The organism is Ciceribacter sp. T2.26MG-112.2, assembly GCF_900492205.1.
In the GTDB taxonomy this organism is placed as follows: domain Bacteria; phylum Pseudomonadota; class Alphaproteobacteria; order Rhizobiales; family Rhizobiaceae; genus Allorhizobium; species Allorhizobium naphthalenivorans_A.
Genome location: NZ_UEYQ01000028.1, coordinates 1 through 25,547 on the forward strand (window position 1 = coordinate 1; position 25,547 = coordinate 25,547).

General features: G+C 59.9%; 26 protein-coding genes. 13 read left to right on the forward strand and 13 right to left on the reverse strand.

The features are described from left to right. Positions 1-84: 84 nt before the first annotated feature. The 5 genes from tnpA to DYZ14_RS21355 all read left to right on the forward strand — a co-directional run bounded on the left by tnpA (position 85) and on the right by DYZ14_RS21355 (position 4,241). A complete protein-coding gene (gene tnpA / locus DYZ14_RS21335) occupies positions 85-474 on the forward strand; it encodes an IS66-like element accessory protein TnpA (protein WP_154722569.1) in 390 nt (129 codons plus the stop codon). Continuing rightward, entirely contained in the window at positions 471-824 is a 354-nt protein-coding gene (tnpB, locus tag DYZ14_RS21340) for an IS66 family insertion sequence element accessory protein TnpB (protein ID WP_154722570.1), read from the forward strand. The genes tnpA and tnpB overlap by 4 nt, the downstream gene beginning before the upstream one ends. A 69-nt stretch (positions 825-893) precedes the next feature. Further along, positions 894-2,495, forward strand: a complete 1,602-nt coding sequence (gene tnpC / locus DYZ14_RS21345; protein WP_154722571.1) for an IS66 family transposase — start codon at positions 894-896, stop codon at positions 2,493-2,495. An 83-nt stretch (positions 2,496-2,578) separates the two neighbouring features. Beyond that, a complete protein-coding gene (locus DYZ14_RS21350) occupies positions 2,579-2,824 on the forward strand; it encodes a hypothetical protein (protein WP_154722572.1) in 246 nt (81 codons plus the stop codon). 505 nt (positions 2,825-3,329) lie between these two features. Continuing rightward, the gene (locus DYZ14_RS21355; RefSeq protein ID WP_154722573.1) at positions 3,330-4,241 is read left to right on the forward strand and encodes a phage exclusion protein Lit family protein; all 912 of its coding nucleotides are present in this window, start codon (positions 3,330-3,332) and stop codon (positions 4,239-4,241) included. A gap of 274 nt (positions 4,242-4,515) precedes the next feature. On the opposite strand, the gene DYZ14_RS21360 is transcribed toward DYZ14_RS21355, so the two are convergent. The 10 genes from DYZ14_RS21360 to DYZ14_RS21405 form a co-directional block, all read right to left on the reverse strand. Continuing rightward, the gene (locus DYZ14_RS21360) at positions 4,516-6,510 is read right to left on the reverse strand and encodes a TniQ family protein (RefSeq protein ID WP_195950071.1); all 1,995 of its coding nucleotides are present in this window, start codon (positions 6,508-6,510) and stop codon (positions 4,516-4,518) included. Then, entirely contained in the window at positions 6,507-7,580 is a 1,074-nt protein-coding gene (locus DYZ14_RS21365) for an ATP-binding protein (protein ID WP_154722575.1), read from the reverse strand. The genes DYZ14_RS21360 and DYZ14_RS21365 overlap by 4 nt, the downstream gene beginning before the upstream one ends. Before the next feature lie 79 nt (positions 7,581-7,659). Further along, positions 7,660-9,921, reverse strand: coding sequence for a hypothetical protein (locus tag DYZ14_RS21370; RefSeq protein WP_154722576.1), 2,262 nt, complete (start codon positions 9,919-9,921; stop codon positions 7,660-7,662). A gap of 18 nt (positions 9,922-9,939) precedes the next feature. Continuing rightward, complete coding sequence (locus tag DYZ14_RS21375) at positions 9,940-10,794, reverse strand: hypothetical protein (protein WP_154722577.1); 855 nt, start codon at positions 10,792-10,794, stop codon at positions 9,940-9,942. 82 nt (positions 10,795-10,876) lie between these two features. Further along, complete coding sequence (locus DYZ14_RS21380) at positions 10,877-11,227, reverse strand: hypothetical protein (protein WP_154722578.1); 351 nt, start codon at positions 11,225-11,227, stop codon at positions 10,877-10,879. Positions 11,228-11,939: 712 nt separating this feature from the next. After that, positions 11,940-12,299, reverse strand: coding sequence for a hypothetical protein (locus tag DYZ14_RS21385; RefSeq protein ID WP_154722579.1), 360 nt, complete (start codon positions 12,297-12,299; stop codon positions 11,940-11,942). Next, a complete protein-coding gene (locus tag DYZ14_RS21390) occupies positions 12,289-12,510 on the reverse strand; it encodes a hypothetical protein (protein ID WP_154722580.1) in 222 nt (73 codons plus the stop codon). Before DYZ14_RS21390 ends, DYZ14_RS21385 begins: the two co-directional genes overlap by 11 nt. Continuing rightward, entirely contained in the window at positions 12,495-12,932 is a 438-nt protein-coding gene (locus DYZ14_RS21395; protein WP_154722581.1) for a hypothetical protein, read from the reverse strand. The genes DYZ14_RS21390 and DYZ14_RS21395 overlap by 16 nt, the downstream gene beginning before the upstream one ends. A 93-nt stretch (positions 12,933-13,025) precedes the next feature. Next, positions 13,026-13,184, reverse strand: coding sequence for a hypothetical protein (locus DYZ14_RS21400; RefSeq protein ID WP_154722582.1), 159 nt, complete (start codon positions 13,182-13,184; stop codon positions 13,026-13,028). A 92-nt stretch (positions 13,185-13,276) separates the two neighbouring features. Then, positions 13,277-13,675: a hypothetical protein gene (locus DYZ14_RS21405; RefSeq protein WP_154722583.1), complete on the reverse strand. Its 399-nt coding sequence runs from the start codon at positions 13,673-13,675 to the stop codon at positions 13,277-13,279. 586 nt (positions 13,676-14,261) lie between these two features. Between DYZ14_RS21405 and DYZ14_RS21410 the strand changes: the two genes are divergently transcribed. After that, positions 14,262-14,942: a hypothetical protein gene (locus tag DYZ14_RS21410; protein ID WP_154722584.1), complete on the forward strand. Its 681-nt coding sequence runs from the start codon at positions 14,262-14,264 to the stop codon at positions 14,940-14,942. Here the strand turns inward: DYZ14_RS21410 and DYZ14_RS21415 are convergent. Further along, on the reverse strand, positions 14,932-15,528 hold the full coding sequence (locus DYZ14_RS21415) for a type II toxin-antitoxin system VapC family toxin (protein ID WP_154722585.1): 597 nt from the start codon (positions 15,526-15,528) through the stop codon (positions 14,932-14,934). The two genes, DYZ14_RS21410 and DYZ14_RS21415, sit on opposite strands and share 11 nt — an antisense overlap. A gap of 493 nt (positions 15,529-16,021) precedes the next feature. Beyond that, a complete protein-coding gene (locus DYZ14_RS21420; RefSeq protein ID WP_154722586.1) occupies positions 16,022-16,453 on the reverse strand; it encodes a MerR family transcriptional regulator in 432 nt (143 codons plus the stop codon). 307 nt (positions 16,454-16,760) lie between these two features. On the opposite strand from DYZ14_RS21420, the gene DYZ14_RS21425 reads away from it, so the two are divergent. Next, positions 16,761-17,384: a hypothetical protein gene (locus DYZ14_RS21425; protein ID WP_154722587.1), complete on the forward strand. Its 624-nt coding sequence runs from the start codon at positions 16,761-16,763 to the stop codon at positions 17,382-17,384. A 10-nt stretch (positions 17,385-17,394) separates the two neighbouring features. Then, positions 17,395-19,269: an AAA family ATPase gene (locus DYZ14_RS21430; protein ID WP_154722588.1), complete on the forward strand. Its 1,875-nt coding sequence runs from the start codon at positions 17,395-17,397 to the stop codon at positions 19,267-19,269. A 124-nt stretch (positions 19,270-19,393) separates the two neighbouring features. On the opposite strand, the gene DYZ14_RS21435 is transcribed toward DYZ14_RS21430, so the two are convergent. Beyond that, positions 19,394-20,536 carry a hypothetical protein gene (locus DYZ14_RS21435; protein WP_195950073.1) on the reverse strand — a complete coding sequence of 381 codons (1,143 nt, stop codon included), beginning with the start codon at positions 20,534-20,536 and terminating at the stop codon, positions 19,394-19,396. 442 nt (positions 20,537-20,978) lie between these two features. Here DYZ14_RS21435 and DYZ14_RS21440 point away from each other — a divergent pair, with 442 nt between their 5' ends. The 5 genes from DYZ14_RS21440 (at position 20,979) to DYZ14_RS21460 (ending at position 25,492) form a co-directional block, all read left to right on the forward strand. Then, a complete protein-coding gene (locus DYZ14_RS21440; protein ID WP_232365626.1) occupies positions 20,979-22,142 on the forward strand; it encodes a DUF2235 domain-containing protein in 1,164 nt (387 codons plus the stop codon). A 513-nt stretch (positions 22,143-22,655) separates the two neighbouring features. After that, complete coding sequence (locus DYZ14_RS21445) at positions 22,656-23,420, forward strand: DNA-processing protein DprA (protein WP_232365627.1); 765 nt, start codon at positions 22,656-22,658, stop codon at positions 23,418-23,420. Continuing rightward, complete coding sequence (locus tag DYZ14_RS21450) at positions 23,421-24,092, forward strand: phosphoribosyltransferase (RefSeq protein WP_210209312.1); 672 nt, start codon at positions 23,421-23,423, stop codon at positions 24,090-24,092. A gap of 8 nt (positions 24,093-24,100) precedes the next feature. After that, the gene (locus DYZ14_RS21455; RefSeq protein ID WP_154722590.1) at positions 24,101-24,847 is read left to right on the forward strand and encodes a hypothetical protein; all 747 of its coding nucleotides are present in this window, start codon (positions 24,101-24,103) and stop codon (positions 24,845-24,847) included. A 21-nt stretch (positions 24,848-24,868) separates the two neighbouring features. Further along, a complete protein-coding gene (locus DYZ14_RS21460) occupies positions 24,869-25,492 on the forward strand; it encodes a hypothetical protein (RefSeq protein WP_154722591.1) in 624 nt (207 codons plus the stop codon). Positions 25,493-25,547 lie beyond the last annotated feature (55 nt).

The following is a 25,547-nucleotide window of genomic DNA, read 5'->3' on the forward strand; positions in this document are numbered from 1 at the left end:
GTAACCGGTGTTCTACCCCCACATTGTCTGCAGGCTTCTGATTTGTGATCGACATTCCATGGATGAGCGACAAGGAGTTTCTCCATGGAGTCTACGTTGGAGGTTTTCACAACGGCGCGGAGCAGGCGTGAGACGCATCGCCAGTGGCCTGATGAGGTCAAGGCGCGGATCGTGTCGGAGAGTTTGCGCCCGGGCGCGACAGTAAATGAAGTAGCGGGACGCTACGGGCTGAAGGCCAACCACCTGTCATCGTGGAGAACCCTTGCGCGGCAGGGCAAGCTGGTGTTGCCAGAGCCGGAAGACGCAGTCGAGTTTGCGGCCATCGTTGTTGATGCTCCAGCGCCGGAGCCGCAGACCGTCAAGGTCGCTTCCCGCGCCGAGATTGTCGTGGGTCCAGTTACGATCCGTCTTGAGGAAGGCGCGTCGGCGTCCCGGATCGCGGCTATCGCCCGCGCCTTGGCGGCAGCGACATGATCTTTCCGTCGAACCGCGTACGGATCATGGTGGCGACCAAACCTGTCGACTTCCGCAAGGGTCATGACGGCTTGGCGGCCTTGGTAAAAAACGAGTTGCATAAGGACCCGTTTACGGGAACGGTCTTTGTCTTCCGGTCGCGCAAGGCGGACCGGTTGAAGCTGATCTACTGGGATGGCTCCGGAATCGTCATGGCCTACAAACGGCTTGAAGAGCACACATTCACTTGGCCTGGCATCAAGGATGGCTTGATGACACTCACACATGCTCAGTTCGAAGCCCTATTTGCGGGCCTCGACTGGCGGCGGGTTCATGCCGTCCAGACGAGAGCGCCGGTGGCCGTCGAATAGCTGCGGCACGATGACTCAGCACCGCAAATTCCGAGGGCAAATCGGCTGCGGATTTGGTAGCTTCCGACCATGCTTGATGCCGCCGACCTTCCCGACGATATTGCCGCCCTGAAGGCGATGCTGATCGCGGCGCGGCTAAGCGAGGCGGCCAAGGACGTCGCGATAGCCAGCAAGGACGAACATATCGCTCGCAAGGATGAGCGGATCGAACGACTTGAGAAGCTGGTCGCAGCGTTCAAACAGGCAGCCTTCGGACGCAAATCCGAGAAGAGCGATCCTGACCAATTCGACCTGGCGCTGGAAGACCTGGAGACGGCCATGGCTGTCATCCATGCCGAGGATGAGGCGGACGCTCCTGCGGCAAATAGGATTGCCAAGCCACGTGCGATCAATCGCGGCTCGCTTCCGAAGCATCTTCCCCGTGTGGAGGAGGTGATCGAGCCGGAAAGCCTGATCTGCGCCTGCGGCGCTTGCCTGCATTGCATTGGCGAGGATGTCTCCGAACGGCTGGACGTGATCCCAGCACAGTTCCGCGTGATCGTCACTCGTCGCCCCAAATATGCGTGCCGCGCCTGCACCGACGGCGTCGTCCAGGCCCCAGCTCCAGCACGGCTGATCCAGGCAGGACTGCCGACGGAAGCGACTGTCGCCCATGTACTGGTTTCCAAATACGCCGATCATCTACCGCTTTATCGTCAGGCCCAGATCATGAGCCGCCACGGCGTTTATCTCGACCGTTCTACGCTGGCTGACTGGGTTGGTCGGGCAGCATTCGAATTGCGTCCCGTCTTCGATGCACTGATTGCCGACCTGAAGCGCTCGACCAAGCTGTTCATGGACGAGACCCGTGCGCCGGTTCTCGATCCCGGCTCGCGCAAAACCAAGACCGGATACTTCTGGGCGCTAGCACGAGATGATCGCCCATGGGGTGGCGGCGCTCCGCCGGGTGTCGCCTTTACCTATGCGCCCGGTCGAGGAGGAGTGCATGCTGAACGGATATTGCAGGGCTTCTCGGGCATTCTGCAGGTCGATGGGTATGCCGGATACAACAGGCTGATCGCGCCGGAACGCGTTGGTCCGGACATTCAGCTTGCCTATTGCTGGGCGCATGCCCGTCGCAAGCTGGTGGAGATCACTCGCAACGGCTCAGCGCCCATTGCCGAGGAAGGCGTCAAGCGGATCGGCGAGCTGTATCGCATCGAAGCCGAACTTCGGGGCCTTGGTCCAGAGGCTCGCCTTGCAGGTCGGTTAGAGCGGTCAGCGCCAATGGTCGTCGACATGCATACTTGGCTCGTCCATAACCGCGCACGCGTGGCAACGAAGTCGCCGCTCGGCGAGGCTTTGGCCTACATCGCCAAATACTGGGACGGCCTGAAGCTCTTCCTGACCGACGGGCGCATTGAGATCGACAATAACAGCGTCGAGCGGACCATCCGGCCGATTGCCCTTAATCGGAAGAACGCACTCTTTGCGGGACATGACGCTGGGGCAGAGAACTGGGCGACACTCGCCTCGTTGATTGAGACCTGCAAGCTCAATGCCGTCGATCCGCAGGGCTACCTGACCACGACGCTCACCGCCATCGTAAACGGCCACAAGCAGAGCCGGATCGGGGAACTCCTGCCTTGGAACCACAAAAACAGCACGGCGGTAAACACTGCCGCTCACTGAAAGCGGACGGACAATCTTAATTTTCCCCTTCACCTGTCACTAACCGGCCGATGTCATATTGCTCAGGCTTCGGAGGGCAATGCATGTTGCGAACGGTCGTGAACGTTATCATCGAGATGATGTATTTGTTCGCCTACAACAGTGTCGCTGGCCCGCGTGCTTTTCTACTGTGGGTCGGCCTCGCAGGGATTATCGGATCATTGCTATCTGCAGCGCTGGCTACGGTGCCTGTTTACACGGTTATTCTCGTGGTTCTGGCGGACCACTGTTTTGCGTCCATGGATTATCCTACGACGGCTCCTCCGCAAGCCTCCAAGAAGCTCATATGAGATCGGCTCGGCTCTCGTATCGCCCAGAGACAGCTAAACTGTCTTCAAGCCCAAGCCCAAGCCCAAGCCCAAGCACATTGTCACTTGTCGAGCATTGACGGTCTTGCAAATGCCTCACCAGGCATCAGTCAAGGTGCGAGGCAAACAGCGCTTACGTTTGTCCCTACGTGGCGATGCGTCCAGGTGTTCAAGAAGGGTACCTGCTGGGGGAATACCCTGAGATTGATGCGATGGAAACTAAGAGCTTAATTCCGTACGAGGAAACGGACTTCAGCCTCAGACTAATCTCCAAGATCAAGTTCAGACCACGGGATTTCTGGCTCCGGAGCGGCATCTCAGAAAACGCCCATGAGCATCTCTATCCGGTAGAAGACGAGGGGTTCGGTCGAATGATTGATGAGTTGAAAGACCAACTCGGCCATCGGTAAGATCTCTGTCAAGAGTGCAATTGGTTATGAGTGGTTGTGCCCGCAAATACACACCGCAGAAGATCGAGTAGGGCAATATGGACGTTTCTGAAGCTGTGGACCGGCTTTTCTCCGGCGTCGTCCCGGAAAGGATTGATGAACTAAGCGCACTATGGGGCGCGCAGCAGGACCGGGTTCGGTTGCTCGACACTCCCCGTTTCCTTCTTCAGCAGAGGTGGGGAACAATCCAAGTCAGCGAACTTGCTCTGCGACAACTATGGCTTGCTGGATATGCTGCGTGGAGGGCGATCGAAGCCTACAACATACCACTTGCAGTCTTCCCTTTGGCGGATTTCGCTCCAGATCAATGGAGCCAATCACCTGCCCAGGCCGAGAAGGAGGCCGCCTTCGAGCGCTTGTTCGACAAGATCATCGAGATCGGAGATCACGGCGTCGAAGGATTCGATTGGCCAGAAGATGTGCCTTACCCTCGCGAGGGTCTGGAGATTTCGGATCCGGAGAAGAAGGGAACATTCGATCTCGTATGCATGGCGGGCGCTTACGTTTTTGCGCACGAAATTCGCCACGGCCTTTTCGAGCATGCTGGGGATACCCCTGCCGATGAGATGGGCGAAGAGCGTGCCTGCGATGAATGGGCGCTTTCTTTGATGCTTGACCAAGTCGCATCATATGCCGTCGCCAGCGGCTGGGCACCCGAGCTTGTCCGAAGCAAACGGCTCATGGGAATCATCATTGCGCAGCTCACGATTACCACGCTCACACCACGCGAGAATTGGGATAATTCAGCAGATCACCCGCCAGTCAGTGAACGAATGCATACGGTGCTTTCTGCAGCAACTGAGCCCAGTCCAGATTGGTTTTGGATAACGGTAACTTCTATGCTGTTGGCATTCGCTCGACGGGCAGGGGTGAAGATCGACTACATACCGTCGGTGAAGAGCTTCCGCGACTTCGCATTTCACATTTGTGATCAACTGAAATCCAGCTAGGTAACGACCGCAGGCATCGCAGCAACGGAGCGTGGGGGACGATGTAGCTCATTTGAACGCGCCCGGGTTGGTGCTGTCTACTCAGGTCGCTGGCAGCTTAAAAAACGTGGGATCCCAACCAGGAGCCGCGCTGGAAGCCGCACATCAGGTTCCAGGCCTCCTCGTCGCTGAACCCCATCTGGACGATCTCCGCCATGTACTGATCCGCCCGCGCCCGAAGTTCTCCCGGTTCTACGGCTGCGTCCGGCAGCGACGGCTCGTCACTGATTGGCGATCAGGTCGTGGTAGTTCCGGTATCCGAACATTCGTGCGCACAGCTAGAGGCACTGCGCCTGCTTCGCTTCCCCTCCGGTTTGCGTCCGCGGGCTCGAGGCCGTTCGGCTTCACCACTTCGCTCTCGGCCCAACGTCGGGTTCGCGGATCTGTCAGACGAATCCGCAGTCATCCATCCACTCACGTCCTCCCTAAGATAGAAGGTCGAACCCACTTCCGCATTCGTGATGGCCTGTGCGACCCCAGCCTCCCGCAACCTCGTCTTGAGCTTCATGATCTGGACACCGGAATGGTTGGCCAGCCAGTACAGCGAGATGTATCTCTTCTTGAAGGCCTGGATCTCTTCCGGAGCGATGACGGTGCGGAGCCGGGACGGAGCGCGTCCAGTCACTTCCCTCGCCTTGATGTGGCCTGTGCGGATCAGCGCCATCAGGACCAGCTCGCTAACTCCGATCGACCTTGAAGCCGCCCTCGAGCTTATACCGCCGTGATCCGAGAGCTTGATCTTCTTGCGGACCTCGCGCAGGTCCAGGCGCAGGGAGGCCAGACCCCGTGCTCCGGGATCGACGGCTACGCGCTCGAGCGCGCCTTCGAGGAGAAGACGGTAGACGGTCTCCAGGCTGCACAGCGAGCGTTTCGCAATCTTGGGAATCCGGAGCATCGATCCCGATCCGTCGAAGGGGATGGTGGCCTTTCCGAGGCAGGTCGAGACGAAGCCCTCGACCGTCTCCCGGTCGAACACGGGCAGTGTCTGGGTTTCCGGGGTCCATGGAATGAACGGTTTCAGGTACCCCGACGACAGGATCGCGTCGAACTCGTGACGCGGAATGTTCAGTAGGCTGGCCGTCTCGCTTGCGCCCGTTGCCGTGATGATCCTGGCGATGAAGGCCTCCATGACCTCAGCGTCGACTAGAATGCTGTTCGGGCTGCGGTCGAAGTCCGCCTTCGCGATGAGCCTCCTGGCAAGAAGGAGCTTCTTGAGCCGGATGAAATGCAGGCCCGAAGCCACCATTGCCGAATTCACGGAGTGCCAGCGCCTGCGATCGATCGGCCCGAACATCTTCGCGCCCGGACCAAGCGGGGTATGGTCGATCGCGGTGTCCTTCATGATCCTCCGGATTTCGTCGTAGTTCGGGTCGGACGTCCCATGGGCAAGCAGCTCGTAGAGCCTTCCATACAGCCTGGCTCCACCGAGTTCGCCGCCTGCGGAAAGCGCCTGTTCGTGATGTGATACCAGGAACGCGACAAAGGAGTGCTGCCCGGCGGCAAGCACCTCGAAACCGATCTCGGCCGCCTCCACGGCCTGACGGACGTCGAGCGACTCGAACCAGAAATCGCGGCCGTGAAGGATCATGCCGCCGATGACCTCCGGAAGACGCAGCGCCACCTGCAGGGGAAGGGAGTCCAGCCATGTCTCAGGCGGGCGCCGAACGCAGATCCGGTTGGTCAGGTACTCCTCGTAACGGCTCCGAGGCGCATATCCCTCGAAGGAGATGGGATCCGACGCACCGACTTCGCGGACCATGGCGACGAAATCGTTCATGATGGCGGTACGGGCACGGACCCTTCCTTCCGTCAGGAAGACACGGTGTCGCTGACAGGTTCGGACACTGCTCAGTATCCAGGCCATGCGGCCGTAGATCCGCGTCTCGACGGCCCCGTACCTATCCGCCCGGTCCTCGTCGAGGCAATGGGGACAGTAGCGCACCCGGGTGCGGATGAACTCGAACTTCGAAAGACTATCGCGGCCCAGCCAGATCCTCCCGTCGTCCTTCACGAGCGCGCGGGAACGGAGATGCTCCGGATCGTGCCCGGTGAGGTAGGCGAACTCGGTAATTGCCTGCTCGTCGCCATCGATGATGCCCTGAAAGCGAAAGCCCATGTGGAGACAGAAGGATTTCGCGGTCTGGATGCCGTGCGCCGCCGCGGTACGGGAGCAGAAGCTAGCCAGCGTTTCGTCATCATGAAAGGGGACCGTGGTTGCGAGTCTGGTCATGCGCGGCGCTCTCCCGCCCGGATGCGCTTGGGCTTCGGTGCGGACGGAGTGTCCTCGTCGCTGTGGTCGACGATCTTGGCAGCCCCCGCTTCGAGTGCCTGCCATTCGGAGGCCGTGAAGATGTTGCTGGTCGGCGAGCAACCCGACATCTCCCCATAGGCCGCCGCGAAACTTTCGGCTGTAACCGTGGCGTCCCCCTTGAGCAGTGTGTTCTCGACCGCAAGACGAATAAGCTTGACGATGGAACCGAAGCAGCCGCCGCAGGCATGGATCACGCGTTCGGCGAAGTCGCCGCCGAGAAAGTCACCGAGCCTGAGCTCGGCATGGCGCGTCACGACCAACTCGATGTAGCTGACGACGTGAGCCGTGTGCTGTGCCGTCAGCGAGCCAAGCCGCATCATGGTCGAGCGCGTCTCGATCTGCTTGTCGCCTTCACGCAGGCGTTCGAGCGGCGACACCCCGCAGAGGATAAGGCGGATCGGCCAGTCGGGCATCTGAACCAGGTGTTTGAAGGTGTCGCGCACCTTCTGGATCTCGTAGTCGCTGGTGTTGTTCTTGACCGCATGCTGAGCCTCATCGATTACGATGAAGAGGACCTTACGGCGTTTGAGCTGTTCACGGAAAAGCGGCCAGATGCGGCTCTCCGTCAGGTTGGCCTTGACAGGGTAGCCCAGCTTCTCAAGTCCGTCGTAAGCGATGTTGCGCAGCGTGCACGGGGACGGGCCGTCCATCAAAAGCACCGTCATGGCATCGACACCGTCGGAATCGACGTAGGTATCGAAAGCGGGGTCTGTCGCCAGTACATGTTCGATAAGGCTCGATTTTCCGGAATGGGAGTCACCGATGACGAACAGGATCCGGTGCTGCTTCTCGTCACCGGAATAATGGGCAACAAGGCTGCGCTTCATGCGGTCGATGCGCTTCTTCAAGGCATCGTCACGGAAGGTGGGGATGTGGTGGGCACTGATCGTGGCCATCCGGTCTGCGATGTCGAGCTGGCTGTCCGGCATCGACTGACGCACGCGCGAGATGGCTTCGATGGCGCTGGCAGGCAGATTCTTCAGGGGCATCGTGGTTCCTCTGCGATTTTACGAATGAATGGAGGTGAGCCCGGTGCCGACCGCGTGAGCCGCGGCACCGGGCGTAGGATCAGTTCGGCATGCCGAACTCGTCGTCCGGCGGGGTGACGGGCTTCGCCTTCAACACCGCCTTGCGCGTCACCTTGACGGCCTTGGCTTCGGGTGCCGCGGCATTCTGCGGCGGAACGGGAAGAGGCGTGAGGACCTTCGCGAGGGCAGGGGTCATCTCCGCCTTCTCCCTGAGCGTGGAGGTCATGCCGAACAGGCGGCACAGCTCCGGTCGGAAGGCGATCTGGTTCCGGATCGCCTGCACGTGCTCGGTGCTGACACCGACGATGCGGATGAAGCGGTCCATCTTCGCCTCGAGCTGCTCGAACGTCTCGCCGCTCAGGACCGGCGTTCCGAGTTCGAGCTCGGCGCGCGCCACGTCAGCCTGCTCGGCCGCCCACTCGATCGCGTCGTCCACCGCGGACTGCGTGAACTCCAAATACTGGCGGTCGCTGACGCGCAGACGCTCCTTGGCCGCCTTCCACTGCCAGATGGAGACGTTCCTGAGACCTTTCATGACCGCAGGCACGCGGTACATCGCGTCGCCGTGGATCACCGAGATCTCTTCGAGGCTGTAGCGGTCGATCTTGACGTCGACCCACTGGTCCTTGTCGTCGCGGCGCATCGCCTGGATCTGCGGCGACTGGAACTGGATGTCGTCGAAGGTGATGCCGTGCTTCGTGATCTTGCGCTGGAGCGGGATCCCGTAGATGTTGCGGCGCAGCCATCCGGTCGGAGCCGGGGGGACGGGATGCTTGCGGGTCATCTCCAGCCATGCCTGGCGCGGGGTCATGCCGCCAAGTCCCGCATGCGGCGTGTTGTGGTACACGTCCACGATGAGGCGGATGAAGATGTTGACGAGCAGGTCCTTCCGGACGGAGGCCTCCTCCTCCGGTTTGCCGTCGCCCTTCTCGACGACGTTGCTGAAGGTCTGGCCGCTGAATTCCTGCAGGCCGAGGGACGCGATCGTGCGGAAGAAGCGCTCGATGGTGCCGCGCAAGTAGGGTTCTCCCGAGGGCGGGTAGATGGAGCGGCATCCCGAATCCAGAAGCGCGCCCTTGATGCCCTCCGAGACGAACCACGTCGCCGAGTCGAGGCCCATCGAACGGAAGGTGCCGCTCATCTCCCAGGGGCAGCGGCAGCCCGCGGCCTCCGCAAGGAAGGTCTTGTCGCGGGTGGTCATGTCCAGGGTGGCGTACGCCGTCTCGATGCTGGGTGCGCCATCGGTGATGCGCAGACCGAAAATGCACTTGGTCGCGACGTCGATCACACCCGAGAAGGTGAGGCGGACATTCTCGAATGCCTTGCGCTCCTTCGGGGTGAGTTCAGCCCAGACCGAGGATTCAGCCAGCAAGGCGTGGATGTCCATCGTCCATTCGTCGCCTTCGCCGCGCTGCAGCGGCACACCGCGGTCAACCCCGCGCATCGCCGCCTGGAAATACATGCGCGCCTTGCGCTGCCCCTCGCGTCCGGCCATCTTGTAGAAGTCCGGAAGCTCGTTGATCTTCTTGCGCAGCCACGTCTCGGAGATCGCACGCAGACGGTCCTGCGGACGGCGGCCGCGGTTCAGGCGGTTGAACGTCGCCACCATGCGGCGGTGCAGGTGCTTGATGGAGGGCTTGGTCGTGCTCGCGTACTTCAGGACGAAGCGCGCATGCAGGTTGCGTTCCTCGGCAGTGTACTTGGTGCTGCGGTCGCCCTTGTGGCCGTCGATGAGGCCACTGATGTCGCAGTCGGCTGCGAAATAGCGGCGGAGCCAGCCGCGGAGCGTGCTGGCGGACGGTGCCTTGAGCTCGAACTTCCCGGCGTTGGTGTACTGGAGCTTGCGCTCGTTCGCCTTCTCCGACAGCTTGGCCTTCTTCATGAACTCGCGTTTGACCGCGTCCATGATCGGCTCCATGGTCGCGTCGGAGCCGGGACCCTTGCCGCGGCCGACGGCCTTGACCTGGAGGTAGAGCTCCACCCAGGTCAGACGGTTCATCGCCTTGGCGAGCTTCTTCTCGTCCATCATGGACATATGCTCGAGCGCGATCGTGCCGCGGCGCTCGGCCATGCGCGCGGAGTGATAGCCCTGGTGCACGATCATGCGGTCGTCACTGAGCAGCTCATGGATGCGCTCGTCCAGAAAAGTCACCGCGCGGTGGCTTCCGGCCATCTCGATGAACACCTTGCCACCGGGGACGTCGCAGTCCCAGATGTATTCCACGTCGTCGATGAGCACCTTGTCGAGCTCGGTGATGCGGGCGACGGACTTGATGACTGCTGCGGATACGGGCTTCGGCACTGTCTGACTCCTTGTCTGTCAGTTGACGGTGATGCGAACGAAAGGCGCGTCTTCGAAGAGCTGCCCGGGGTCGAGGTGCTCGACCACGCCGTCGAAGATCAGGCACAGGAGTGCCGACCAGGCGCAGCCGGGTTCGTCGAAGGATTCCGCCACGTCGAACATCGACACCGGACCTTCCGTCCCCTGCATGAATGCGAGGACGGCCCGGCAGTCGCGGTCGTTGCGGGCGGCGTTGGCGAAGGCAACGGCCTCCGCGTTCTCGACCAGCTCAGGAGTGACCTCGCGTTCGGTCACGACGACGAAGTCGTCCGCGAAGTCGCAGCACTGCACGCGCATCAGGTCGACATCCTCCAGGATGTTCGTGCGCTCAAGCTGCGACGAGTGCTTGATCACGAAACCGAGCTTGGTTCCGCTGGCGAATGTCGCGCGCAGGTCGATGGTGTGCTTCGTCTTCACCTCTGCCCCCGGCCGCCAGAATTTCACCGCGGCGGGCTGGTCCTCGATGTTGACGACGCTGCGGTCCGCGCGCAGGAGGGTGGCAAACTTCAGTTCGATGCCGCTTTCGAAGCCGAGGGCGCGGTTCAGCCGGACGTCGTAGTCGTGGCCGCGAAGCGAACCGCGGGTGCGCGGCGCAGGCTGGCGCGTCCCGGTGGAGCGGAACGGCCGCACCCAGGCGACATCGGTGCGGTCGCCTGCCTCCTCGAAGGTGAGCGCGGTCGCATGGTCGAGAACGCCATCGGTCACGGTGACGAGACGGCCCGAAAGGGGGCGGTCCGGGCGCAGCATCGCGGCCGAGAGAGGGGTGGCCATCTTCGTGACATCAAAGCCGCGGCGAAGGTCCTTGATGTGGGTGAGAACGCGGACGGACTTCATGGTGGTCTCCGTTTTCGGGCAAGGGGATCCCGTCCGCCGTCTCCTCAGGGGACGGCGGCACAGGTGGCATCGGGTGGGCGGCCTAGTGGATGCTGGAGGGGTCCATCAGGAAGGTGCCGTAGTCGGTATCCCATTCCTCGAAGCCGCAAGCCTTCGAATGGAAACACGAGATCGCATCGGTGATCTCGGCGCGAACCTCGTAGTCGACCTCGTCGATCCCGTCGAAAAGGTTCACAGCGCCGTCGAGGACGCGCTTCGGCATGCGCACGGGGAGGAAATTGCCCGGGAACATGTCTTCGATCTCCTCCGGCTCGGGCGCAACCTCGCCGAGATAGTCCAGGCGGGCGGCCTCCTCCGTGCGGCGGACGAGGTAGTCCTCGATGTGCTGGAGGAGGTCGCGGTCGAGGGCGGGAAGGCGGTTGGTCTTGGTCATGAGAACACTCCTTGGTGCGTGTGGGTGGATGCGGTTTGGATGGGAGGGAGCGGACCGACCGGACACGAGGACACGGGTTCCCGGTCCCGCGCGAGCAGGTCGAGGCACCGTATTCATGTTCAGCCGGATGGCGGGGCCTTCGTCAGCTCCCTGCTATCGGCGGTGTCGCCGGGCCCGGATCCGAGCCTTGATCGAACGGCGGCTCCGTTGCAGGGGCATGCGCAGGCATGGAGGCGCGCAGGACGTGAAGCCCGGGCATCGCGCGCAGGAAGGTGTCGCAGGCCGACCTGGGGGCGATGGTAGATCTTGCCTTTTCCATGTCCTGCTCCTTCTCGGGCGGCACCATGCCGCAGTCATCATCTAAGACATGTGCGTCCATATTTCAATGAATAAAATCAATAAGTTAGCGATGTTAATTAGTAATTAATGATTAATTTTCAATTACTCATGAAGGTACAATCGCAGATAGTTAGGTGTTTCTATAGTATAGAAAGTAAAGAAGCCGACAGCATGCCAATTACAGAGGTCTAGGAGTGCCTCAAGACGTCGACAAAATAGTTATTCTCTTTGGTCCGGCTGCATTATATGGAGGTAGCCATCGATGTTCCATGACCCACGGGTTGGATGGGGCCAAAGCGATGAGTGTGCTCCTCGCGTTCCGCAATGAAGGCAGCGAGGAACTTGGCGATGCAGCCATCCGACCTGCTGACCTTCACCCGGTGTCGTACACGTCGAACTCTGCCGCTAGGAACTCGCTGCCCATGCGGGCGCGCAGGATCACCCGAGGCGGAAGCTCGAAGATCTTCGCCTCCTGCAGCCGCAGGATGGCGTTCCGCTCGGTGTGGTAGTCGTAGAGGATCTCGAGGATGCCGATCTCGACCTTCCTGGCGACCTCCCTCCATTCAAGCGGCTCGAATTCCACTGGCCTGTCTTCCTCCACGTACCGGAGGACCACGCCGTTTTCGAACTCGGTGGAATAGTCCCACAGGCGGCCGAGGTAGCGGCATCGGTCGTTCGGGCCGATCCCGTACCGCGTGAACCCTTCGTCCTTGGTCAGGAAGCTAGTTTGCATGGCGGGCCTCCTCCACGATCCGGAGCCAGGAGAGTTTCGAGAGCGGAGTGGAAACTGCTTCCGGATGATCGTGGATGACGAGCCCGACGTCGATCAGCGTCCAGACTGCATTCCATGTGACGGAGAAGGCAGTGTCGGGCATGTTCAGCATGACGTCGAAACATTTGGGCACGGCCGCCAAGTTTGCGGAGGGCTTCAATCGCAAGCGCATTGTTCTTCTCGTTCTTCAGGTTGCGTGCGCGGAGAATTTCCCTGGCTCGGTAAACGGCGGGGTTTCGAAATCTCCTTTTCCGTCAGCAGGATGAGGCGATGGCCATGCTTCCTCAGCTCTTGGTTACGAATGAGTTCAAGATCTGTCTCGAGATCGCCGACCCCGTCCGAGTGCCGGACTGCATACAGGGACCGGCATCCGTTGCTGAAGCACGCCAGCAGATCGATCATGTGCCGCTTCGGCAGCCGGTTGCGACGGAACTTGATCCATCCGTATTGTGCCTGGATGCGTACGCCGGGATCGCTGGCCATCAGGATCTCCATGGCGTTGGCCTCGAGCAAGCTCTCCAGACGGTGATAGGTGTCGGTCGCCTCGTTGACCATCGTGACGTGGTTGGTCGCGATGCTGTTACGTTCCTCCACAGGGATCGTGCCGGGAGTGTTGCGGAGAGCGACGTTACGGTCAGCGTGACTAGCAGACGGCTGGCTGCGCCAGAAGATCTCGCTGTGGGATCTTTATCGTAGTATTTCAAAGCCTCCTTCGCGAACGCCGATCTCGTGCACCCACGCATTGTCGGGAGCTGCGTAGACAGTCTCGCGCTTGTAAGGCTGGGCCAGCAGGTCGATGCCCTGACGGCGCTCGTGGATGGTCTGAACGATGAACTCCGGACCCATGGTGGTCTCCCTTGATCTCATATCTGAGCAGACCCGATGGTCCGCGTTGGTGCCCGGAGCCGCGGGCGGCTCCGGTAATGTTGGGACGGCTCTCAGTGGCGTGCCGAGGAGGGGAATGCGAAGGTCCCGAGCTCGCTGATCCACTCCTCCACCTCATCGGAATCGATGAAGGCGGTGATGTCTTCGTCAGCGAATGCTCCGACGGACGGCAGCGGAAGGAGCCACTTCAGCTCCGGCTCGTCACTGAATTCCTCATCGAGAACACGGTCGAAGCTATCGAAGTCCATCACGTGGGCGCTGACCTGCGCCTTGTGACGGAAGCCGTTCTCGCGGCACAGTTCGACGAACTCGTCGTAGGACGGGTTGTCCAGCAGCGGCTCACCCTGAAGGTGGCGCTCCTGGTTCTCCGCGTCGATCCCGTCCAGGTACGCGAGGTAGTTGCTGGACAGGTCGACGAGCGGGAGACGGGGCAGCGGGTGGTAGGTGGTCATGGCAGACGCCTTTCTCTGGCAGTTTGGGACCGGCGCGCAGGTGCGTGCCTTAAAATCAGGTTCGAGAGGGAAAGGATTAGTGTGAAGCGCGCACGATCGCTGTGATCGGCCGGAACGTATTCCGGACGGAGCGAGCTGGCGGCAACGTCGTCATGACGTCTGCGGGAGTTGAGGTGGGAGGTGGTGGTCGAAGTCATTGCTGGTGTCCCCTGGTTCGCTTCAAGTTCGCGAGGGGGACGGCCGTTGCCCGGATCAGGCAGCGGCCAGTTCAAGGCGATGCCCTAGATCAAGGAGAGGCGGCCGTCCCGCCTGTTTATCGCTATAGTCGCTATTGCCATGACTTCTTTCCTATAAGGTCTGCCCCCGTCGTGGGGATAAGCCGGGCGGCGTTCGTATTACAACCCGCCATCGGTGTCGATCGCTTTGAGCGCCAATTCCGCTTCAAGAGCCAGTTTTGTCGACACGTCCTAAACTGCTGATTTCATTGCAATTCATGTCTGTCGCAAATCGACAGACGGTGGTTTTCCAACGGGTCATTGTCACTTGCGACCTGGTCCAGAAAACTCCTCCTAAACGGGAGCTCGACATGGAAAAGCAGGATATCATCGACTGGGGGTTGGCACGCGGATTCCATCCGGCAGGCCTGCATGCTTATGAGGCTCCTTATGAAGACATGCGGGCGAGGATCGTGTTTGGTCACAAGTACTTCACGAGCTACCTCATGCGTGGTGAGGAGGCCGAAATCCTGGTGAGGACGCGTCCGGAGATGATCGAGGTCGACTCCAATGGCATGATCCAGGGCGCGGGACTCGAGAGTAGGTTTGTGAGCCGCATGCATCGCGGTGGCGAGGTTCCCTCCTGGTTTCCTCTCCGGCATGCTGCGGACGCCCTTCGAGAACTTTCGGGTGTAAGTAGCGGGAACGGCCGCGGACTCGTGTGGCCGGACATCAGCGAGTGGGCGATCGCCAACGGATTTCACTACGTCCACAAGTGCCTTCTGCAATGCCCGGTCGGAGGGGCCGTGATCTCGCTTAAACTGCTTCCACGCACGCTCGCGGCACACATTTCCGATGCGGAAGGCGATCGGTTTCTCGGAGCAGCAAATTACGAAGACCTGTTCATCGATGAGGATGGGGTCCTCAGAGGTGTGGGTCTGCGCGACGGCTTCATCGAGAAGGCAGTCGATGGCGACACTCCGCCGCCCTGGTTCAGCGATGATTTGGTCCAGTACTTGCAGGGGCTGGCCTGCAGGGGTGTCAGTATGTAGCGACGACATTAGCTTCCTCCCTCAGGATGCGGGGCAGGGTCCGTTCCGGCGGCATTGTGTCCTCCGGCTCGAACGGCGGCAGAAAGACGTAGTGGTCAGGTTCCACATACCAGCGGGCCTCTAGCGGGTGATACACTCCGGGCAATTCGAACCAGTGATGGATCCTGACATAATCCCTCGGGTTGGCCGTGATGATCGGAGCGTGGTGAACGATGGAGAGTGAGGCGATCATCAAGTCGTGTCCGAGCCTGCTGTTCCGACTGCTTCGATCCGCAGTCCACATGTGCCGCAGGCTGGGTATCGAAGTCATCCGTGCGTAGATCTCGGCCACTTCGGGCCCCATCGAGGGAACGACGAAATCTTCGGCCATGATCTGCAATATCCAGCGCCTGATGGCCGCCGCCCGCTCCGGATTTCGTTCTCCTAGCAGATAGGCGCCGCGCATCAGCTCTGTGATGACCGGAAAGCCGATCCCTAGCCGCCCGATCCCCGCCTCCAGCAGCCAGGGCCGCAGGCCGGGAGGAGAGTGCTGGCTCCCCGATAGACTTACGATATCCGTATCAAGAAGAAGGATCTGTTCTGGCATGTCGCATTCCTATTCCTGATCAAGCTGCGGGTGCGGATCGGATCGGCCCCATCTCAGGCACGTCTGCGCGTTCCTCCGGCGGAGGTCCGTCAGGCAATGGAGCACGTGGCGCAGGACGCAGGTCATCGACCGCACCCGGGTTGTGTTTGATGCTGCGAAGGGCTCAAGACCCAATGTGGCTGATGATGCCGAGGGCCACCTGCAATTGTCTTCCGCCCCAGGAGGCCGCGTGTGATGGCGATTGTCCCAGGTGGATCCGATCAAGTCAGAGTGGCCAGAGATCCGATAGACAATCAGCTCTCATGTTGGGGATCATAGCCGGCGTCACGGAATTTCGACAAGAGAGGTCGCTGAAGAATCTATAGCTGTTATAGTTATAGGATTGACTCTGCTCGGCTTTAATTTCTCGGGCGAGCGAGTCGAGTCGCCTCGAATGCGCATTCCGCCTCAACGAAGTGCTGGATTTGTTTTGCGATGTAACTAGTTATGCCACTCAGGTGCCTCCGCCGTGGATGGCGGGCGAAGGGTCTGCCTCATCCCTGGCGAGTACTGCGACAACTCCGTCGTACCCATCGCCGTCACCGGCCTCTCGCTTCGAAAGGCGCTCCAGTTCGGTTTCGAGCTTGCGCAGCCGCGTGATCTTCGTCCGGATGGCGGATAGCTGCTCGTCAATGATGCGGTCGGCATCAGTGGCGGACATCGCGGGGCGCTGACCAAGCTGGAGCATGTCCCGGATTGCATCGATGGACAGGCCCAAGTCTCGCGACCGAGTGATGAACGATAGGCGGATCCGGTCTTCCTCGCGGTAGCGTCGCTGATTGCCATCGGAGCGCTCGGGAGGCGAGAGCAGTCCCACACGCTCGTAGTGTCGGATCGTGGAAATGTTGGCTCCTGTCGCCCTGGCAAGCTCACCGATCGTAAGCACTGAATCCTCCGGAGGTCCGCGAGTGCAAGCCTAGCACAGTTTCCGGGCTTGGCGAATGTTAGTGCAACGTAGGCAGTAAGGACTCCTCCAACTCGAAGGATTCGATGCCTCGCGCGAGTACTAATATCCGCCTGCGTTGAAATCGCGTCGCCGGAAATCTTTGCGAGATCGCGTTGACAGGCCAAAGTTTGTTCTTTATATGTTCCGATATGAGCAACATCTGCACCCACACGATACGAATAGGCTGACGGATATGCGGGACCGATCCCGCGGTCCACCTATTTTGTTCCTGGTTGGAGACATGGTCATGACGACCTCCCGTGCTCGTGCCGCAAATGAACCTAGCGACTTTCGCAAGATCTATCGTCCTTTTCCTCCGTACCCCACTTTGAAATGCGTCGGGCAGCCACTGTTCCGGAACCAGTATGCGCGCGACTATGCGTGCATTCTGGACCTTGATCCCGAAGTGATCTCCTGGAAGTGCATGCCTGCTGCCATCGTGAACGACAGCAACGCCGCGCGGCCGCGCTGGTGGCATGTGGACTTCGCGGTCGAAACCTCGACCGAAGCCTTGCTAGTGGATATCTGGCAGACAACGACAGGCGGGCCAACCTGGCTGCCCAGGGTGGCCGAGCGGATGGGCTACCGGCTCCAGAACCTGTCGCTGCACGAGATCGATCCCATCCTCTTGCAGAACGCCAAGGATCTCATGCGGTACGTGGGCTCCGAGGTTCCGCTGGGGGACAGGGTGCGCGTGCTCGCCGCCCTCGACGAGATCGGTTCTCTCACATTTGCCGAGAGCCTGTCGGTCATCCGCGAGAGCATGCCGATGCATTCGATCGTGGCACTGATTATTTCCGGCATTCTGGAAGTCGACCTATCGCTAGCTCTCCTCGGACCGGACAGCGTCGTCCGCCGCGCGTCGAAGTGAGGATGTCGCTATGTCCAGAACAGCCGTCCAGCGTCCAGCGACGCTCGAGACCCTCACCTATGCCCACGCTATCAAGGTCGCTCTCAGAAGGTGCGGCCTCCTCCTCAAGGCACCTGACCGGGACCGGGCGGCGGCGCTCGTGTTGCCTCCGGACTCGGTGTTCGAGAGCTACGAGGTAGCTCTCGGCAAGCTCCTGAAGCAGTTCGAACCCCTAAAGCAGTATTCGGTCGCGAGGATCGTGATCGACAAGCGGGAGCGGACCTACGCCGCAGAGGCGGTGCTTGAGGTTTCGAGAGGAGAAGGTGTCATTGTCCTCGTAGAACACGGCGCAGTCATCCCTCAGGAGATCCTGCTGGCCGTCGACCGTGTCGTCGATGTTGGCCCCGTCAAGCCACGGCACCTGGTCGCGGCCGCGAAGGAGGCGTGGGGCATGGACATCACTCCGGACGATGCCCGGACGCTGTGCTCTCATCCTGCCAGGCATCTGTTCCTGGCCATGCGAAGGGGTCGGCCCGTCGACGCCGTTCTCAGGAAGCTCTACGAGGCCGCTGCTCCCGTCACCGGTGCATGGGAGCCACGGATCGAAGAGCTCGAAGGATACGGCCTCGCGAAGGACTGGGCGCTCGACGTCATCCAGGACCTCACCGCGTGGAAGGAAGGCAACCTCCGCTGGAGGGATGTCGATGGAGGGCTTCTGCTATCGGGGCCGCCGGGGACCGGCAAGACACTGTTCGCGAGCGCGCTGGCGCGGTCGTGTGGGGCGACCTTCATGCCCACCTCAAGTGCGAAATGGCAATCTCGGGGGCACCTTGGAGACATGCTTGGTGCCATGCGGGCGACTTTCAAGGCTGCGATCGATCAGGCCCCCACCGTGCTCTTCATTGATGAAATCGATGCCATTGGGAACCGCAAGAGGTTTCGAGGCGACAACGCTGATTATTCGGTGCAGGTCGTGAATGCCTTACTCGAGTTGCTTGACGGCGCCGATGGCCGTGAAGGCGTGGTGGTCGTCGCTGCTAGCAACTTTCCCGAAAATGTCGATCCCGCGCTTCGAAGACCTGGCCGCCTCGACCGCCATGTCGAGATCCAGCTCCCGGACAGGGCGGCGCGGGAGCAGATGCTCTCGCTTCACCTCGAAGACGAAATCCCCCGGGAAGATCTCAAGGAGATCGCAGTCGCGCTCGGAGGCTATACGGGCGCACACATCGAGCAGCTCGTCCGAGACGCGAGACGGATCGCAAGGCGCGCGGGCAGGGAGGTCGATGCCATCGACCTGATCAATCTCGTACCGCCAATGTTGCCACTTCGGGGCGGGGAACGGCATTCAGTCTGCCTTCATGAGGCCGGGCATGCGGTCGTTGGCCTCGCTCTCGAGATCGGCGTCATCGAGATGATTGTCGTCGCGCAGGAGACCGGACATGGGGACGACTCGTCCGGACACGTGAAGTGGATCAAGCCGCGGGTTCACAACCGCAGCAGGAACTCCTACCTCGATGAAATTTGCATGCTGCTGGCCGGGATGGCGGCAGAGCGGGTCTATCTCGGTACCGAGTTTGACGGTTCCGGCGGGCCTGTCGGGTCCGATATCCAGCGGGCCGTTGATCTCGCCACGCTCATGTTCGCGAACCTCGGCCTCGAGGCGTTGCAGTACCACGATGTCACGACCGCGGCTGACCTAGACGAGCTGCGACGTTCTGATCTGGCACTCCGGCAGCGTGTCGAGCGCCTGCTGGAACAGCAACTCGCGCGTGCCAAGAAAATCATCCGGGAACGGGATGCAGTGATGAACACGCTCGTCGCCTTTATGATGGAGCGAGAGGTGGTCTTGGGACGGGAAGTACAGCAGCTCTTCCGGGACAATCCCGCCAAGGCGTCGGCGGCGTGATCAGGAGTTCCCGCATTCGCAGTGGACGAGGATGCTGTAGCGGCACTCGTCCACCCTCCATATGTTCATGACCTGCTCTTCAACCATTTCCTACGAGGTCGAGGTCAGACCAACGGATCTCGCCTCAAGGTAGAGGATTGTAACTGGTCGCGATTGGAAAGTGATCGGATCCATGAAGCCCACACGCTCGCACCGCTTTCGCAGTCGCACCATTCGGCTCGGGCTCAGGGCACGTCAGTTGCGGAGCGTGGAAAGCAGAGGCCCTCCCGGCTTCTACGGCGATGTGGTCGATGGCCGCGTCCGCGAATACTTTCTCCTCATAGGTTCTTCCGAGGCCTTCGGTGAGGACGGAGAAACGGGTCCTGCCAACCAGGGGTTTCGAGAGGATCGCGAACGTGTCATCGAAACCGTCACCTGTGCAGGCCGACGCCTTGAAGGGAGCCTGCTTGCATTCGAATGGCTGGAGATCGCAGTCTGCGAAGTCTGATCCGACCTTTCCGGGTTCGTAGCTCGTGTTGTAGTCGCCCGCTATGATTACGGTACGCCCTTCCGCGACAGCCTCGTCGGCCACTTTTTTCACCGCGGCCACTACCCGTTCGCGCTCGGAAGCATTCCGTTTGTCGGCGGCGACCTGCTTAGGGAAGCCATTACGGATTGCATCCTCGAGCGCAGGGGGAACTGCGATCTGCATTCCGGACAACGCGCTCCGCGCGCTCGTCGCTGAAGAGCAAGCGTTGTTGTTGTTGCTCTTGAGGTGCACCGGAAGGATGGTCAGACCATTGGATAGATCGACACGCAGAGTGCCACGATCGAAGCCGCCTGTCGGTTCGACGTTCGAAATTCCGGATGAGGTCAGTAGTTTTTCCTGAACAGCCACCGTGCCGGATGTCCCGAAGACATCGTGCTTGTTGCCGTCCGGAGTGACGTCATACTCGGTGACGGAGACGATCGGGATCTTCGAGATCACTGCGACTTCCAGTCCCTGGAAGACATCGGTCTTGGCGATGGCGAAATCCGACACGGCGACGTAGTGCTCGGGCCATCCGAGATTTTGGGCGGCTATCTCAGCGCCGCGTCTGCCGATTACCTCGACCATCACGATCACGTCCGGCTTGAGCTCGCTGTCGAGGCTGGCGAAGTCGCCCTTCCTCTCTAGCATAGGCTCTTCGAGGCCAGGCCCTATATTCCACGAAACGATCGTCACCGGATCGGCCGATGCCGATGCCGCCATGAGAACGAATGCTGATACCGCTGCGCAAGTCTTCATGGTTCCCTCCATCCCGAATGGAGCACTAATTATCAAAAGTTGTGGCGACCGTCATGTGAAGGTTCTGTATGCGCCAGGTTGGCAGGCTGGCGCGTGCAGTTAACACCCGGTGCGCCAGATTTCCTTCGATCCCCTCGTGCATTTTGGGACCCAAATTGCCTTCCGCTTCGCGCCGTCATTCCGGCCGTTGACAATGACTGAAATATATCCCCAAAGCAGCCGCTCGGCCCATGGCTGAATGTCCTGCTCAGAGCGGGTCGTTTCTGATCTGCTTTTTGGGGACTGCATGATGTAGGCTGACGTTTAGTCGGCCGGTGCACTCAGAGCTATGCGCATCTTGCTGCCGATCCATGAAACGGACAGTAGCCTAAGGAGCGCAGGGATCGTTTCGATTTTTCCCGACTCAGCGTAGCTTGGAGAACAAGACATCACGTGGGAAACAATGGAATTGTCTAATCTGCAGTCTGCTCCGAATAAGAAGCTCGCCTTGTTCCTCGACGGAACATGGAATGCAGTCGGCACGAATACAAATGTTTGGCGTCTCCGCTCCCTTTGCGCAGACAAGGACGCCGAAGGGCGTCAGCAGCTTCGCTATTATGACACTGGCGTCAACGGTGTAATTGGCGGCGGCTTGGGCAAAGGCCTGACGGAGAATGTGCAGGAGGCCTACAACTGGCTCGTCGAGAATTACGAGGATGGCGATCAAATCTTTATCTTCGGGTTCAGTCGCGGAGCCCATACGGCAAGGAGCCTCGCTGGCTTCATTTCCATTTGTGGACTTCTTAAGCCGGGCGGAGCACTAGGTGTTGACCAGCTATATGAGCGTTACCGTAACGACGACGATCGCACGATTTACAAACTTCCAACCTTCGATTCTCAAAGCATGACGCTCGAGGAGCGCTGGATACTGAAGTATTCGCGACCGGTAGCGATTGAAATGGTAGGAGTCTGGGATACGGTTGGTGCACTTGGTATTCCGGCTTTCAGTTTCGCCGGGATCAGCACGTCAACGCTCAAGTTTCATCATACCGGTCTCCGTAAACCCGTCAGGCACGGGTTTCATGCACTCGCAATTGATGAACACCGAGCAAAATTTGCGCCAACACCCTGGACAATCCGAACGAAGACCGGCGCCTCAACGACAGCTCCAATGAGGCCAATTGAGAGCGTCGAACAGCGCTGGTTCGTAGGTGCTCATGCAAACGTTGGCGGCGGTTGCTTCAACGATACCCTGGCGCAGATACCGCTGCGTTGGATGATGGAGAAGGCGGCAAATCTGGGACTAGCTTTTCGCAACGAACTTGAACTGGATGGAGATGAACATCGGGGCGCTATCTCGGACTCGTACGTAGAGTTCCTCAGGGGCGCGTATTCCTGGGTGAGCAAGAGAGACTACCGACCGATTGCACCAGAACCATTTTCCGGAGCCACTGGAACTCATGCGAGGGTCAATGAGACAATCGATGCTTCAGTTTTCGCAAGATGGCGGGATGATAGCAACTACCGCCCACCGAATCTTTTAGACTGGGGCAATCGCAAAGGCGTCAATCCTGCGGATATTTTAGATTCGGTGAGGGCAGACTCACCCGACATCGCTGCGCAGTGATGAAAGGACTCTGCAATTTCTCAACCTTTCACCCTGAAGAGGTGGCAGCTTCGCGCCATTAGCAGACGTGCAGCGCCTAACAGGGCTGACGAGGCATAGCCGCAACATCATACGGGCATTGTCCTAGACCGGGAGATAGCCGGATGCGGTATTTCCGTCGACATGCTCACTGGCAATCCGATGCCGCTAGAGCGGCCCGCGACGACTGCAATCTTTGGCGTAGGTCGGTGCGACCCCGCCGACAAGATTGACACCGCCCAAACTGGAACATAAAGAGAACATAAATTCCGCACACGGATTCGGCGGCGTGGTTGTCTTGTGTCCTGCTCGCTGAATTCGTGGCGCGTGATGTCGTCGCAGGAAGAACCAAATAATGGCATCCGACGTTGATAGTGTAGCGGTCAGACCGTACGCTCAATTCTCGAAGAACCAGTGCAAAACCGACGGTTGATCTTCTCTGCCTTGCCCGAATCGCGTTAGCGTCGCGAAAGCAAGCATTTCAGGGGAGCAGAAATGCTAAATATGGATTTGGATCATGAGGCAGGCGCGACATCAGCGCCATCCAAAACAGTGGTGAAGCGGTCGGGATACGTCCCGCCTCAGCACGTGACTTCGATTCCGCTTGGCGAACTCATGGAATACGCTGGCCGTCCAATGCTGAAAGAGCAGGAGGGCCTGTTCAAGAAGCCAGAAGAGCGCGATCCCATGATCTTCTGCTCCGGCGATCTCGGCCTCCTCAAGCTCAAGTCGATCTCCGTCATCGGCGCACGGTCTGCTTCGACTGAGGCGTTGATGCGCGCGTCGCGCGTTGCGAGGGAGCTGGCAAACGCGGGCGTCGTCGTGACCAGCGGTCTTGCCAAGGGTATCGATACGGCCGCCCACACCGCCGCGATAAAGGCTGGCGGCCGCACGGTGTCGGTCATAGGCACGCCCTTGGAGAGCGTGTATCCGGCCGAGAACGCCGCGTTGCAACGCGAGATCTATGAGAGCCATCTTCTGATCTCTCATCTCCATCCGGGTCAGCGGACGTTCCAATCCGACTTCCCCAAGCGGAATCGCCTCATGGCGGCGCTCTCCGACGGCAGCGTAATCGTCGAGGCATCAGACACCTCCGGAACGCTCCATCAGGCATCCGAATGCATTCGGCTCGGCCGCTGGCTGTTCATCATGAAGTCCGTGATGGACAACAAGGACCTGTCGTGGCCTGAGCGGTTTCGACGTGAGCCGAAAACCGTGGTCCTTAGGAGCGTCAACGACATCCTCGACCGGATCGCATGAATGCGCGTCCATTTCATCAGTGCCTACTACTCAGAGCGGGCCAATAAGCACATCAAAAAACGTCCCCCTGAGTATTGGGAATCGTACATGTTCGTCTGGGCCGTCAAGTTCGGCACCTACAAGAACAAGTTCCTGATCCAGATGAAGAACAGGACGGTGAAGGTCACCGCCGCCAACATCGGCGTCGCACGGGAGATGTTCGGCCTCTTCATAGCCTACTGTCTCAACAAAGATGACAGTGAGGTCGAGGACGACGTCCTACTCATCCCGGTGCCGTCGAAGGACGCGCTCAAGAACGCAGCCACCTACAGATCGTTGGAAATGCTCGAAGAGGCCATGGTCGGCCGGGACTTCGAGGATCGCGTCACCGACGGCGTGCGATGGACGAAGAAATTGGCCAAATCCCATGAAGGTGGGCATCACAACAGGGAATACTGGAAACCGCATCTCGAGGTGATCGCCGACGTCGACGGCAAGGACGTCGTTCTCATCGATGACGTCCTGTCAACCGGAGGAACCCTGTTGGCGATGATGGAGGTGCTCGAGGAGGCAGGAGCAAATGTGCTGTTCGCCGTCGTCTGCGGCAAGACGGTGTACGACTGCCAACTCAAGCCATACGGCCGCCAAGAGATCGAACTGGTGAACGAAATTCACGAATATGAAGGCGAGTGAGTAAGGATATGCTCGAACTACTCGCAAAGCCGGAATACATAGCCATCATCGCGGCACTCATCGGTGCCTGTGCGGCCCTGTTCGGCCAGGTGATCGCGGGGACTATCGGGATCGTGAAAGACGTCTACCTCGACCGCCGGAAGTCGAAGCGCAGCGCTCGCTATCTGACTCTCCAGCTTGTGCTGATCTTGGATGACTTCTCAGGCCTCTGTTACGGCGCGGCCATGAACAACATCCCGGAGTTCAACCCGCAAGACGACAGCGAGTTCAGGTTTCGAACCGAGACGCCAGACCTCAAGTTTCCGGAGGGCGCGAACTGGGAGCTCCTTGATCCCAAGCTCACGGATGATGTCCTGTGGCTCGAGAACACGCTGCGCAATGTCCACTCCGCTCATGGATCGCTCGACGTCACTCCACCAGACTTCGACAACTTTTTCGAGCACCGGGCACAGGACTATTCCAAGATCGGCCTGACAACGTTGGACATCATCGACAAGCTGTGCCGCCGATACAAAATCAAGCGCCCGGAACGCCTACGGTACTACAGGCCACGAGAAGGGTTCGAGAAGAAGCTTGAACACATGAACGGCTACTTCGAAGCGATAGAAGAGCAGCGGCAGCTTCAGGCAGAAGCCTATGCACTTGAAGACGAACGTCGAGAGGCGGCAAAGCGCGAGAGGGCCGCGCTGCAGAAGCAGGAGTTGATCAAGGTCTTTACCGGCGCTACGACGAAGGCGCAGGAGGTCGCAGAGTAGATCGAAGGGAAGTTTTTGGAAATGACCTGGCAGCGTTGGAAGGCTTTCGTCGCAGGCGCGTTGACCGCATTCGTCGTCGTCGAACTTATCTGGTTCCTGACCAGCGCCGCCCACGCCGGCGACATGACCGTTGATCTCGGCGAGAAGAACCCGGGTGTTCACATGCTATATGATCATCAGCTCGTGAAGGTCGAACCAGCGTTCGAGGACTACTCGTTCATGTTGTTCGACATCTGCGACGCCATGGGGCTCAAGGGCGACGACTGCATGAACTACCCCATGAATGGCGAGATCGGCGGCAACGCGATCGCGACCATCTTGGACAGCAACAAAATCATCGTCTACGACCGCCGTCTCAGCCCCATCGTCGGCTCTGACGGGGCCGAGGTCATTGTCGCCCACGAGGTCGGGCACATCTATTGCGGCCACATCGGGACGCCCACCGATCCCAAGCAGGAGCTAGAAGCCGACAGGTTCGCTGGGGCCGCCATGCGCCTGATGAAGCGGCCGCTGGAGGCGACGTTGGCCACGCTGCCGATCTTGAGCGAGCGGCCGGGGCGGACGCATCCGGGGAGAGCGGAACGTATTGCCGCCTTGATGGAAGGCTGGGAGCATCCGGAGACGGGCAAGAGCTGTCGGAAATGATCGACAGTGTCGGTTACTATGGAGATCACACGCCAGCGGCGTCGGGCCATTGAAA